Raw genomic sequence first — 11,719 nt, forward strand, 5'->3', positions numbered from 1 at the left:
CGGGTGTCAAGGGGCGCGGGTGGTGCGGCGGATCAGGAGGCAGCGGGCTCGGCGGTCTCCTCGGACTGGCCGTCGAGCGGGTTGCCGTCCTCGTCGATGCGGCAGTGCTCGCGATAGGCGTCGAACAGCCTGCGCAGCTTGTACTGCGGCATACGGATCTTCCGGAAGTCCCCCCACTGCTCGCCGAGCGCGGCCCGGAACGCGCCCACCATCGCGGCCACGTCACCCGCGTCGGCCAGCTCCAGCACGTCCCACACGTCCAGCTCGGCGAGGTGCATGAACGTCCACCGCCTGCCGCCCCAGTGGACCCGGAACGGCGGGTGGTCCTGCTCAGGCTGGACAGCGTCCAGGTTGAAGTCGAAGGGCTGGCTGTCGGCTGGTTTCGCCGCAGCGCGCTTGCGGGGCTGGCTGGCGGGCATGGGCGGGCTCCTTCGGTGCGGGGATCAGTCGCGCGGGTTGTATTCGAGGCCGGCGGACTCGGCGGCGCGGCGCATGAGGCCGCGCTCGGCGTCCCACTGGCGGGCGCGCGGGTGGCGGACGACGACGGCGGCGGCCTGCCGGTCGGTGGTGTAGGGCCGGAACTCGACGGGCGCGTTCTCGGGCAGGCTCGCGCGCACATTGGCGGCGACCTGGACGGCCTTGCCGTTGATCAGGTCCCGGAACTCACCGGACTTCAGCACCTCGGCGATGCCCGCGGTGTCGAGCCGGAATTCGATGAGCGCCATAGCTACTCCTCACGTCGGCGGGGCACATCGGCCATGGAGCGGGTGTCGGCGACCGTGTCGGCCATGGTCGGCCGGCCGGTGTCGGCGGCCTCTTTGAGCCGCGCGAGGATGAGGGCGTGCCGCATCTTGCGCCGCTTGAGCCTGGCCCGGTCGCGGGCGGTCTGGGGGCGGCGCTGCGCGCGGGGCGGCTTCTGCTTCTTCTTGGCGTAGCCATTGACGACCGCGGTGAAGACTTCGCCGAGCCGGTCGACGACGAGGTCCAGGCGCTCGACCACCGGCGAGTATTCGATCAGCGACGGGTGGGTGTCGCCCTCTGGCTCGGGCAGCTGCTCGGCGAGCTCGTCGTCATCGGCCATGGCAGCCACGAAGTGAGAGGTGCGCGGCAAGTGGTCGATCAGATTGAGGAGGAACCGCCAGCGGCGCGTGCGCCACAGGGCGGCCAAGTCCCAACCGAACGCGGCGAGATCGGCTTCGATCGGCCCGCCGTACCTGCGGATCAGGTAGACGAGCCGTCGGCTTCCCCCGGACTGCCCAGCCCGTAGTGGGCGCGCCAGGCTTCCATCAGCTTCTCGAACTTCCAGCCGGGCAGGGACAGCTTGCGGAACTCGGGGAACTGCTCACCCAGGAGCAGGCGCAGGTCGGTCTCGGCCGACACGGTGCCGAGCTGGTCGAGCTGCTTCCAGTCGAGGTCCTGCGGGTCGGCCAGCTTCCAGGGACGGCCGCCGAGCTTGACGGTGAACGGGCCGGGGGTGCCCTCGCGTTCGAGGGTGTCGAGGTCGAGCATGGGCGGGCTCCTTGGGCGGGCTACTCCTTGGGGCGCGGCGTGCGGGGCTTGGGCGGCTTCTCCTTGTTCGCCTCCCGCTCCGGGTCGCCGTCCTTGGCCTTGGGCCTGGGCGCGAACCTGGCCTCCCGCACCTCCTGCTCGGCCAGCTGCTGGCGTTCGTAGGCAGTCGCGCGCTCCAGGTGCTCGCGGGCGGCCTCGTCGTCGGCGCCGGCGAGGGTCTCCAGCTCGGGGCGGGGCCGCCATCCGGCCGCCTGGAGCCGGTACATGGTGGCCGGGTCCTCGACCAGCTGCACGGCGCCGCCCGGCGCGACGTACTCGACAGGCTCCATGACCCTCCTCCTTCGCAAGCCACGTGCTCGATTTGCGAGTTAACGACCGAGACGGACAATATGACCGTCATGATTTCTTGGAGTGAGACCCTCTCCGATCTCCTGAGCGCCGACAGCCTGGCGACCCTTCTGGCCACAGGCATCGCCGCCGGGGTCGGCACCTGGGGCGGTGCAGTGGTGACGCTCAAGCGGCAGAGCAAGATCGCTGAGGAGGACCGGAAAGTCCAGCAGAGGTTTGCGGCCGAGCAACGGGACCTCGACCAGCGTGAGCAGCGTGCAGCGATCGCCCGCAATGCTGCCGCCGAGTTGCTGGAGCCAGTCGCTGCTCTGCGCATGGTCGTTCCGCAGCTGCCGATGCTGCGAGAAGCCGGGTCGCTGGGCGAACAGACGGCAACCCCCATGGGGAAGCGGAGGGCAGTGGTCAGGGAGGTCCTGGACGACTACAAGCGCGCCATGTGGACCTCGCTGATGCGCCTGGGCGATCAGGAGTTGGCGGGCCGGTACCGAGCCCTGGGGACGCTGGCCTCCGACCTTGCCTACGGCGGCATCGAGACCGACAGCCCGATGATGAACAGGGCGTTCGGTGACATCGAGAACTACATCAAGTACCTGCTGATCTCTCTGGCGTACTTCATGGACGACAAGCCTCTGCCAGATCACGTTCCCGCGCCCTACCTGAAGCGCACGGACGGGGCCAACTGGTGTCCTCCGGGTCCGCTGCCCGACGACTGGGACCAGGTCTGACCGAAACGATGGGACCGCGACGGCCGCCGCCCGCCCAAGGGGCAGCCGCCGCGGCGATCAGAAGCCCATCGCGGTCAGCAGCGCCGACCAGCCCGGGCCGCCGAAATAGAAGCGCTCCGAGTAGCCGAGCGTCGAGTCCAGGTAGGCGGTCAGGGTCACCGGCCAGCCGATCGGGTTGTCGCTGTTGGTGAACGCCTGGTCGCCCTTGTCCGTGACCGACGCGCGGGGCAGGAAGCGGGCAATGTAGATCTCGCCCGCGTCGTCGAGGTCGATGCCGATCGTGAGGACCCGGTAGAAGCGCAGCGGCGGCCGGTCCGGCTTGGTCACCGCGACCTCGCCGGAGGTGGCGTCCGGGATGACCGCGGTCATGTCGACGCCGGTGTAGAGGCCGATGGTCTGCTTGTTGGTCTCCTGCACCTGCACTTCGAGGGTGGTGACGTCGGCGACGATGTCCCGGCGGGTAGGCTCGACCGCTCCCCAGGAGGTGACCTCGCTGGTGTCGACGTTGGACGAGAACTGGGGGCCGTCGTCCGACATCCAGCCGAGGTCGTTGTACCCGGCGGGCAGGGCGAGCAGCGCCTTGTCCGTGCCGGTCAGGGCACTGATGGCGGACGAGGTGGTGGGCGCGATGAACGTCGAGCCCTCCAGCGCCTTCCTGATCAGGCGGTTCTGGTGCTTCCGGAGCGTGCTCCAGGCGGGCATGCCCGACTCCTCTCCTGCGGGACTCCATACGGGGCAGAGCCCCGCAGCTGGCGGGGCACAGGGGCGGGCGGGCTACGCGCTACGGCGCGTGTGGCACTCGTACGTGGCGACTATGTGCCGGGTGTGCGGGTCGGCGTCGGTGACCTCGTTGGGGCCCATCTCGGTGCGCGCCCGGTCCATCAGGCCGACACCCGGCACCAGCAGCGGGCCGGAGATGAGGCGTTGCTGTACGGCGAGCGCGATCCGCATCGCCTCGGCATAGGTTGTGGCCGCCACCTCGACGTCGACACGCGGCTTGTCGGTGCGCAGGTCGTCGCCGCCGCCGAGGCGCCGCACGCGGACGAACGGCAGCTGCCCGGCCAGCTCGGCGGCCGGCGGGAAGGTCTGTCCGCAGCTACCGAACTCGCCCAGACCGGCCACCAAGAGCGCTTCGATGTTGGGGTAGGGCTGCAAGTCGGCCACCGGCTGACCCCCTCCGCTCAGCCGGTCACCCGGCGCAGCCTGACCTCGATGTGGTGCGGCCGGCCGCGCTCGTCGTCGATCGGCGGCGGGTCGCCGTCGACGTCGTACACGGCGCCCCGCCACCGCACCTGATCCGTGGCCCGCACGTCGGTGCCCGGGGGCACGAACCAGTCCCACAGGCTGACGACTTGGTCACCGCCGTCGAGGGTCTCGATGCTGGACGCGGGCTGCATGCTGGTGCCGGTGACCTCGAACTCGTCGGGGTCGCCGGCCAGCGGGTCACCGAACCCATCTGTGCCGCGCCCGCGCAGGATCGTTGCCGTGTGCCGGCCCAGCCGCCCCATCAGAACCCCTCCGGCAGCCGGTAGAAGTCCAGGCGCGGATCGTCACCCACCCCGGCAGCGGCGGCCCGTACGTCGGCGTAGGCGACCGCCACCCGGCCGACGGTCCTGCTCTTCAGCAGCCCGCCCGGGTTGCCGGCCAGCCGTCCCGCGGTCTCCAGCGTGACCGTCCTGAAGACGCCCGGCACCGCACCGTCCGGGTAGCCGTGCGTGTGCGTGATCACGACCCCCTGCCGCTTGCCCGTCCAGGCGATGGGCTCGCCGCCGGACATGCGGGTGAGCTTGCCCCGCTCGTACCAGAGGTAGTCGGCCGGGTAGGCGAGCGTCTTGCCGTCCTCCACGACGGAGGCCACGGCGGTCAGGTGCAGGGTCGGCAGGAGCAGGTCCGCGGTGCCGGGGCCGTCCACCGTCTCGACCACGGCCGCCTGCTGGGTGACGGACCAGCCGAGCGCGTCGCGGATCTCGTCCGACACCGCGGTCAGAACCAGCTCCGCGGTCGCCAGGTTCAGGCCGTCGTCCTCCAGGAAGGCGGCCAGGTCCCCGGAGGTCGCGAACGCTGCCACCACTCACCTCAGACCAGTTCGCCGGGGGTGATGGAGAAGGTGAACGACGGCGTGGTGCCGCCGATCGTCCAGGCGAACCGCACGTAGCGGTCGAGGCCGGAGAAGGGCTTCCGCTCGGAGCTGACGCCGGTCTTCTGCCCGAAGGTGCCCGCCGTGTACCAGATGACACCGTCCCGGCTGGTCTCCACGCGCACATCCAGCGTCGGGCCGGTCCCGGATGCCGCGGTCACGTCCAGCAGCACGTTCCGCAGCGTGTGCCGGGCACCGGCCTCCGTGGAGGTGCCGGAGTTGCCGTTCGCAGTGCGCGCCGCCGACGCTACCGCCGGGACGGTGTTCTCGGTGTGCACCCAGGTGCCGTCGGACTTCAGGTATCCCATCGGGCATCCTCCGTCAGTTCAGTTCGCCGCTGATGTTGAAGGTGAACGACGGTGTGGTCCCGGTCGGCGCAGGCCACTGCGCACGTATGTACCGGTCGAGGCCCGCGAATGCCTTCGCTTCGGACGACACGCCGGTCTTCGCGGCGAAGCTGCCGACCGTCACCCAGGTGGCGTTGTCCGCCGAGGTCTGGACGTTGACCGTCAGCGACGGTGTGGTTCCGGTGGCGGCCGTGACGTTGAGGGTGAGCCTGGCCGTGGCGCGCCCGCCTACTTCGGCCGAGCCGGTGTTCCCGGCACCGGTCACGCCGGTCTGCACGGCACCGACGGCGCCGATGGGGTCGCCGTGCACCCACGTGCCGTCCGACTTCACATATCCCATGATCAGTCCTTAGAGGATGTAGAGGACGAGCTCGACCGCGTTGGTGCCGTCCCGGTCGACGAAGATTCCCGTCGAGAACTCGACGGCGGGTAGCCGTTCGGATGCGGTGCCGTTGGCGGGGACCCCGATGATCGCCTTCACCGGATCCGTGGCCGTGGTGCCGTCCCGGAGCCGGACAACCGACGCTGCTGCCCCGGTGGCCGCGAGACCCACCAGTGTGCACGGACCCACGACCCCCTGGACGTCCGTCGCGGCCGACGCGATGGGCACAGCGCGGGACATGATCAGCCGCTCTCTTCAGCGCCCGCGCCGGGGCCGGCTGCCGGCTCGGGCTTGGACGGTGCAGCCTTCTTGGCGGTCTTGTTCGCGGGTGCCTGGGTCGCCTTCGTGCGGCGGGCCGTGCCCGGCTTGCCCTCGGGCCCGGACGGCGTCACCTCGGCGGACTGGGCGCGCGGCGGCTTGACCGCTTCGGCGTACTCCAGCCGGATGTAGTCCTTGGCCTGGGCGTCGGGCAGTTCGTACTCCTGGCCCGTCTCCATCAGGCCGACGTTGGCGAGCATGCGCACACGCATCGTGGGTGTCCTCTCTGGCGAGGGGGCGGGCCCGTACCCGCCCCCTGCCGCGGGTCGGTCAGAGCTTGTACCAGGCCATGGCGTTGGGCCGGATCACGCCGCCGCCGACGCGCATCGTGAACAGCAGGCCGACCTTGCCCTGCGCGGCGTACAGCTCGTCGAGACGCTGCACGGTCAGCCGCCGCCGGTCCGCGATCATGTATCCGGCGCGGACGTCGCCGAAGAACACCGACTTGTCCGTGCCCGCGCCCGCGTCTGCCGTGGTGGTGATGGCGGGCAGGCCGTCGAGCCGGTACCAGGGGTAGCCCATCAGCATCGCCGGTTCGGTCTCCGAGACCCGCGGCTGCCACAGGTAGTTGCCGTTCGCGTCCTTCAGCAGGGCGATCTTCAGCTCGGCGCTCTTGTGGCCGAGCCAGGCCGCGTTGCGGTCGGCCCACGACGGGAGCTGGAAGATGACCGACTTCAGTTCGTCGCCGGTGACGGTCTGCCCGGCCGCCGCCGCGACGCCCTGGGTGATGGCGGTGGACACGGCGAGGCCCTGCGGCTGCGTGGTGCCGTTGCCCGCGGCGAACGCGTCGTCCTCCTGCTCGGCGAACTTCAGCGACAGGGCGTCGGAGATCGTGGCCGACAGGTCCTCGTCGGAGTCCTCCAGCTCGTCCCGGCCGAGCTTGATCAGCGCGTTGAGGTCGAACACCTCGATGGCGTCCAATCCCGGAGCGCCGCCCAGACCGTCGCTGGGCACGGTGCCGGTCTCCATCTTCCCCCAGCCCGCCGCGGCGATGGTGACCGAGCCGACGTCCACCTTGTTGCGGGACGTGGGCCGGACGGTCGCCAGGTTCCGCATCACGGCCCGGCGCGGGATGTCCTTGACGATGGTGCCCGCGAAGTCGTGCGGGATGAGCACCATGCCGCTGGCGTCCTCAACGAGGTCCGCCTTGACCTCGGGGGCCATGTTGTGGCCCTTGCGGACGAACTCGAAGAACGCCCGGTTGGCCTTCTGCTGACGCTCCTTGTCGGAGGTGTAGACGCCGCCGATCTCGGCGACCGGCTTGCCGCCGGCTTCCGACGCGCCGCCCATGTCGTGCTTGAGGACCGGGGCCTTCAGGAAGTCGTCCAGGCCGTCGAGGCGCTGCTCGCGCTCGAACTGCGCCTTGCACTCGGACGCCTCGTTAAGGAGGAGGTCCATCTTGTGCTTGACCTCGGCGGGCATCTTCCCCTTTTCGGGGAATTCGTCGTTGAGTGCGCGAGCCGCCTCGACGCACTGCGCGGCCCGCACAAGGAGCGGGTGTGCACCCATGCTTGTCTCCTGGCATGCGAAAGCCCCGCACGGTGGCGGGGCTGATCTGTCGGTGGATGACCGGAGGCCAGGCACGGTTGCTCGTCGCAGGCTGTGCGGATCTCCGGGAACCGACTGCTTGTCGCGTCGTCGGCGGGGCGCTGGCTCGTCGCGTGCGCCAGAGTGGGGCGGGCTCGGGCTAGGCGCGCAGCTTGCTGATCTCGTCGGTCAGCTCGGCTTCGCGGGTGCGGATCCTCGCCCGCTCGTTGCTCAGCTCGGCCTCGCGAGTGCGGACCTTGAGCCATTCGTCGATGCCGTCCAGGCGGGCTTCCACGCCCGCGTAGGCGACGGGGTCGAGGACTGCGTCCGGGTCGTCGCCTCGCAAGACGGCGTCCGCCCGGTACATCTTCAGTTTCACAGCTTCGGGGTCGGTGTCGGCTTTGGCCGCCCCGTCACCGTCCCCGGCCGGGGCGTCGTCCGTCCCGCCGTCCCGAGCTGGGGCAGTCTCTTCCTCGCCGGTGAGGTAGGCGGCGAGCGCGGCCTTGATGGCGTGCTCGTCGCCGCCGTTGGCGACGGCTCCGGCGATGACGGTGTCGATGGTGGAACGGACGGCGGCCTTGACCGTGGTCACGAGGGCCTGGGTGTTGGCGGGGAAGACGACGACGGAGCCCTCCCACAGCTTGACCTCCTTCAGCACGCGCACGCGCATGCCGTCGTCCTCTTCGCGGAAGCCCCACTCCATCGGCTCGTAGCCGATGCTCATGGCCTTGAGGTGGCCGTCGAGGAGCTTCTGCCGGATGGCCTGCGAGTCCGGGTCGGACGCGAACTTCGCCTTGATCTTCAGGCCGTGGGAGTCCTCGGACGCTTGCACGATGGTGCCAAGCACGTCCCGCACGCTGGCGTTGTGGTCGGCCAGCAGCGGCACGCCTTCCTTGTTGACCCGGTTGACGGTCTTGGCGAAGGCGCCCGGCTCGATGACGTCGCCCTGGAGGTCGGTGTTGCCGAAGGTCGACAGGTAGCCCTCCAGGCTGCCCGCATCTCCGTCGTCGGCCGCCTTCCACTCGGCGGGCACGATGAGCCTCTGGATGGACATGGTCACCTCTCTGCCCGTGCAGTCAGGACGTGGGCCGGTCGACGGTCATGGAGCAGTTGCAGTTGGAGCGCTCTTTGTCGTCGAGGAGCGAGTCGCCCGGCCAGCGGGCGCCGTTGGAGAACAGCTCGCCCATGGGGCGGCTCTGGCCGTCCATGCGGGCGTGGGACTGACGCGGATTGCGGCCGGTCTTCCAGGTCTTGACCAGGTCGATGCCCACCTGGTGGGCGGCCTCCCGGGTGCCGAAGCCGGTCGCCGCGGTCACCTCGGTACGGGCGATCTGCGGCGCCCGGCCCGTCTCGAATCCGGCGAACAGCTGGCGGACGTCGTCCGGACCGGAGCCGTGGGTGAGCAGGTCGCGCAGGTGCTGCCGGGTGCGGCCGTTCACGGAAGCGGCCACGGCCGAGGCATGTGCCAGCAGCCAGGCGTGCGTGCGCGCCTCGTCGTATTCGGCGGGGTCCTCGTCCAGCCCGGCCAGGACCGACGCGGCAGCCACAGCCGACACCCGAAGCACGATCTTGAACAGGTCCGGGGTGAGGATTTTGTTCCAGTGGGCCAGGCTGAAGACGTCCGCGATCCCCTTGCGGGACTTCGGCTCCGGCCACTTCGCGGTGACCGCCGCGCCCTGGGTGCGGAAGAACTCTGCAAGCTGCTTCTCGGCGTCCGTCAGGTGAGAGGCCGGAACCTTCGCCCGGACCGCGGCCACCGCTCACCGCCGGGCGGTCAGCGCGTGCCGGATCATGAACCGGGCCAGCTCCTCGTCGGAAAGGCTCGCTGTCTCGCCCGGCTCGCCGCCCGCCGCCGCGTCGCCCGTCTGGTCGGCCGGTTGGCCGCCGGCGGGCAGTTGGGGGGCGCCGCCGGTAGGAGTGCCGTCGGCGAGGGTGGGGATGACCCCGGCCGGCCGCAGGTACACATCCCCGCCCGGCACCTGAGGCAGGCCGACCACCTGGTTGAAGGTGTTGACGGTGATCGCACCGGCGCGCAGCGCGTTCAGTGCCCGCTCCCAGATGGCCTGCTCGGACTCCTTGAGCGCGAGGACGCCGGAGTTGTCGAACTTGACCACGACCCGGCGCGGCAGCACGAACTGGGAGTCATTCACCTCCGGCAGCAGGCGCCGCACGATGACGTCTCCGATGCGCCGCTGCAGTGGAAGGATCGTCTCCTCCCAGAACGAACGGCGCGCCTCCGCCGCGTTGGAGAACGTCGACCGGTCGAGGCCGACCTTCGCGCCGACCAGGATCGGCGGCACCCCGAACGCCATGCAGATCCGCGACTCGGAGATCGTGCGCAGGTCCGGGAACTCCAGCGCCTGGAGGTCGAGGCCGAGGACCTTGACGTCCATGCCGGTCTGGAGCACGGCGGGTTCGCCGCGCCGTGTGCCGCCGAACTTCTCTTTCCACTTGGTGGCGAGCCGGTCGCTGATGTCCTGGTCGACCTTGCGCTGGGTGGTGATGACCACGCCCGGGACGGCCCGGTTCTGGAGCAGCGCCTTGACGAAGTCGGTGGCCTCGTTGTCGAGCGCCACCGCCCGCAGCGCCGGGCGCAGCGGCGGCTGCCCCACCAGCGGGTCCACCGGGTTGGGGTACTTGAAGGCGAGCACGTCGGTGCCGAGGTCGACGATGCTGCCGCCCAGGACGTAGCCGTAGCGGGTGCGGCCGTCCCGCTGCCGGATCAGCCGCACCAGGTCCGGGCGCAGCGGCCACAGCTGGACAGGCCTGCCCGCCCGGTCGCGGACGATCTCCCAGAAGGCGATCCCCGCCAGGTCCATGTGGACGACCGTGAGCTCCAGCAGTTCGAACTCGGTCAGCAGCGGGTTCGGGTTGGCGATCAGCTCCCGTAGCGGATGGTTCTCGCGCGGCTCGCCGAGCCCGTCCGGCCCGAACACCCGCAGCGGCGCCTCCGGCAGCGAGGTCGCCTTCATCATGATGCAGGCGTAGACGAGCTCGTTGCGGCCGAACGCCTGGCTGGCGAAGGACATGAACGACGGCTCGGGATAGACCGGGTTGTTCAGCCCGAGGTCGAGGCCGGGCCCGAACGCATCGCCTCCCACCAGCTTCTGCGCGGGCGGGCCGCTCAGCCAGCCCACGTCACGCGTTCCAGCCGGTGAGGATCCCCAGACCGATGAGCAGGCCGCCCGCCGTTGCTACCGCGGCGCCGGCGCCGACCGTGAGCAGCACGCCGGCCGGGACTCCGGCGATGCCCGCCGCCATGGACGCGACCGCCGTCGTCTGGCGCGGCTTCTGCGCCGCCTGTACGGCGCTGCCGCGCAGCCGCTTGGCTATCTCGCGGGCCCGCGTAACAGCGGCGTCGAGGGGCGGCTGTGCGGCCTCCGAGCGTGCGCGTGGCCCGCTGCCCCACAGCAGGACTCCGAGCGCGAACAGCGCCCAGCCAGGCCCGGCCAGGACGCCGACTCCGGCGGCAAGGCAGGCGACGGCAGCCAATCGCTGGACGAGCATGCGGGCCTCCAGAGTCGAGCGAAGGAGAGGGAACAAGCCGGTCTGTGGCCTGCCATAATCGGGCGACGTGCTCCAGGGGGGTGGGACATGGCTCTGTTCAGACGCCGTACGAACGACGGACCGGACTGGATCACGGATCTGCCCGGCAAGAGCAGGTCGACGAGGAAGTTCTTCCAAGCCCTTGTTCAGGAGTACCTGTACGGGATCCAGAGGTTGCAGGGCTCCAGTGTTGCCACGCCATCCACCGGGTCATGGAGTCAGGTGGAACGCCTGGCGATTGAACACAACGGCTGCTTGAACCGAGTTGGGCGCAAGATCCGCGGCGTCAACGTCCTTGACCCAGAGATCATGGATGCGATCCGCATCGCCATGGATCAGTTCGCGGCGTACTACGGCGTCCGAGGCAGCCTGATCCGGGTCTGGGCGTTTACGAAGCCGTTCAATGAACGCTTCGCATCCGGCTGGCAGCCTTCCGAGCTGTTCCGCTTCGCCTGGTGGGAAGAGCGCCCCATCGCCTTCGCTTGCATCCTGCACCCCATCCAGGAAGGCGAGCCGCTGATCGATGGGTTGCTGGTCTTTGATCACGTCAAGTACGAGTTCACGCCTGATGCAAAAGCGGAGCCGCAGGTGGTGTGGGGCAGACGGCAGGTCCGTGAGGCAGAAGAGCCGAAGCTTGGCGCCACCGTGCTCCACCTGAACCGATCTACTGGCTATTCGCATGCAGACATCGCCAGCTCAGTGATCGTGCCTTGGGGAACCCCGGCGGGGCCGCTCTTCACGGCCCACAGCAATCCCGGGCCTCGTGGGAGGCAGCGCCGCAACTGAGTGCGTTGTGGCAAACCGGATCTTGTTCGGGCGGCAGCGGGTGATCGTCTGGACGGAGGTGCGGGCGCGGTCGCGGGCATGAGAGAACGGGCCC

At 70.0% G+C, this 11,719-nt stretch carries 20 protein-coding genes; 2 read left to right on the forward strand and 18 right to left on the reverse strand.

The genetic code is table 11. The features are described 5' to 3' along the window. Window positions 1–32: 32 nt before the first annotated feature. Genes ACFY1J_RS24005 through ACFY1J_RS24025 form a run of 5 tightly spaced genes read right to left on the reverse strand, consistent with a single transcriptional unit; the run spans window position 33 to window position 1,838 of the window. On the reverse strand, window positions 33–419 hold the full coding sequence (locus tag ACFY1J_RS24005) for a hypothetical protein (RefSeq protein WP_390731850.1): 387 nt from the start codon (window positions 417–419) through the stop codon (window positions 33–35). Between the two features lie 24 nt (window positions 420–443). After that, on the reverse strand, window positions 444–725 hold the full coding sequence (locus ACFY1J_RS24010) for a hypothetical protein (RefSeq protein WP_390731851.1): 282 nt from the start codon (window positions 723–725) through the stop codon (window positions 444–446). Between the two features lie 2 nt (window positions 726–727). Beyond that, window positions 728–1,168: a hypothetical protein gene (locus tag ACFY1J_RS24015; RefSeq protein WP_390731852.1), complete on the reverse strand. Its 441-nt coding sequence runs from the start codon at window positions 1,166–1,168 to the stop codon at window positions 728–730. A 53-nt stretch (window positions 1,169–1,221) separates the two neighbouring features. Further along, entirely contained in the window at window positions 1,222–1,509 is a 288-nt protein-coding gene (locus tag ACFY1J_RS24020; RefSeq protein WP_390731853.1) for a hypothetical protein, read from the reverse strand. A gap of 20 nt (window positions 1,510–1,529) precedes the next feature. Beyond that, window positions 1,530–1,838 carry a hypothetical protein gene (locus tag ACFY1J_RS24025; protein WP_390731854.1) on the reverse strand — a complete coding sequence of 103 codons (309 nt, stop codon included), beginning with the start codon at window positions 1,836–1,838 and terminating at the stop codon, window positions 1,530–1,532. 60 nt (window positions 1,839–1,898) lie between these two features. On the opposite strand from ACFY1J_RS24025, the gene ACFY1J_RS24030 reads away from it, so the two are divergent. Then, window positions 1,899–2,582, forward strand: coding sequence for a hypothetical protein (locus ACFY1J_RS24030; protein ID WP_390731855.1), 684 nt, complete (start codon window positions 1,899–1,901; stop codon window positions 2,580–2,582). A gap of 57 nt (window positions 2,583–2,639) precedes the next feature. On the opposite strand, the gene ACFY1J_RS24035 is transcribed toward ACFY1J_RS24030, so the two are convergent. The 13 genes from ACFY1J_RS24035 to ACFY1J_RS24095 form a co-directional block, all read right to left on the reverse strand. Further along, entirely contained in the window at window positions 2,640–3,284 is a 645-nt protein-coding gene (locus ACFY1J_RS24035) for a phage tail protein (protein WP_390731856.1), read from the reverse strand. A gap of 72 nt (window positions 3,285–3,356) precedes the next feature. Beyond that, window positions 3,357–3,746 (reverse strand): hypothetical protein, encoded by a 390-nt coding sequence (locus ACFY1J_RS24040; protein ID WP_390731857.1) that lies wholly within the window; start codon window positions 3,744–3,746, stop codon window positions 3,357–3,359. A 17-nt stretch (window positions 3,747–3,763) separates the two neighbouring features. After that, window positions 3,764–4,090, reverse strand: coding sequence for a hypothetical protein (locus tag ACFY1J_RS24045; protein WP_390731858.1), 327 nt, complete (start codon window positions 4,088–4,090; stop codon window positions 3,764–3,766). After that, window positions 4,090–4,650, reverse strand: a complete 561-nt coding sequence (locus tag ACFY1J_RS24050) for a hypothetical protein (protein ID WP_390731859.1) — start codon at window positions 4,648–4,650, stop codon at window positions 4,090–4,092. Before ACFY1J_RS24050 ends, ACFY1J_RS24045 begins: the two co-directional genes overlap by 1 nt. Before the next feature lie 8 nt (window positions 4,651–4,658). Beyond that, complete coding sequence (locus tag ACFY1J_RS24055; protein WP_390731860.1) at window positions 4,659–5,027, reverse strand: hypothetical protein; 369 nt, start codon at window positions 5,025–5,027, stop codon at window positions 4,659–4,661. 13 nt (window positions 5,028–5,040) lie between these two features. Then, the gene (locus tag ACFY1J_RS24060; protein WP_390731861.1) at window positions 5,041–5,406 is read right to left on the reverse strand and encodes a hypothetical protein; all 366 of its coding nucleotides are present in this window, start codon (window positions 5,404–5,406) and stop codon (window positions 5,041–5,043) included. Between the two features lie 9 nt (window positions 5,407–5,415). Beyond that, entirely contained in the window at window positions 5,416–5,688 is a 273-nt protein-coding gene (locus ACFY1J_RS24065; protein WP_390731862.1) for a hypothetical protein, read from the reverse strand. 2 nt (window positions 5,689–5,690) lie between these two features. Continuing rightward, window positions 5,691–5,978, reverse strand: a complete 288-nt coding sequence (locus ACFY1J_RS24070) for a hypothetical protein (RefSeq protein ID WP_390731863.1) — start codon at window positions 5,976–5,978, stop codon at window positions 5,691–5,693. Between the two features lie 58 nt (window positions 5,979–6,036). Next, on the reverse strand, window positions 6,037–7,275 hold the full coding sequence (locus ACFY1J_RS24075; RefSeq protein WP_390731864.1) for a phage major capsid protein: 1,239 nt from the start codon (window positions 7,273–7,275) through the stop codon (window positions 6,037–6,039). Window positions 7,276–7,453: 178 nt separating this feature from the next. Then, window positions 7,454–8,347 carry an HK97 family phage prohead protease gene (locus ACFY1J_RS24080; protein WP_390731865.1) on the reverse strand — a complete coding sequence of 298 codons (894 nt, stop codon included), beginning with the start codon at window positions 8,345–8,347 and terminating at the stop codon, window positions 7,454–7,456. Window positions 8,348–8,369: 22 nt separating this feature from the next. Further along, a complete protein-coding gene (locus ACFY1J_RS24085; RefSeq protein WP_390731866.1) occupies window positions 8,370–9,050 on the reverse strand; it encodes a hypothetical protein in 681 nt (226 codons plus the stop codon). Between the two features lie 3 nt (window positions 9,051–9,053). Next, window positions 9,054–10,430, reverse strand: coding sequence for a phage portal protein (locus ACFY1J_RS24090; protein WP_390731867.1), 1,377 nt, complete (start codon window positions 10,428–10,430; stop codon window positions 9,054–9,056). 1 nt (window position 10,431) lies between these two features. Then, entirely contained in the window at window positions 10,432–10,800 is a 369-nt protein-coding gene (locus tag ACFY1J_RS24095) for a hypothetical protein (RefSeq protein WP_390731868.1), read from the reverse strand. A gap of 87 nt (window positions 10,801–10,887) precedes the next feature. On the opposite strand from ACFY1J_RS24095, the gene ACFY1J_RS24100 reads away from it, so the two are divergent. Further along, window positions 10,888–11,625 carry a hypothetical protein gene (locus tag ACFY1J_RS24100; RefSeq protein WP_390731869.1) on the forward strand — a complete coding sequence of 246 codons (738 nt, stop codon included), beginning with the start codon at window positions 10,888–10,890 and terminating at the stop codon, window positions 11,623–11,625. The last annotated feature ends 94 nt before the right edge of the window (window positions 11,626–11,719 follow it).

The organism is Streptomyces sp. NPDC001406, assembly GCF_042895285.1.
Taxonomy (GTDB): Bacteria; Actinomycetota; Actinomycetes; order Streptomycetales; family Streptomycetaceae; genus Streptomyces.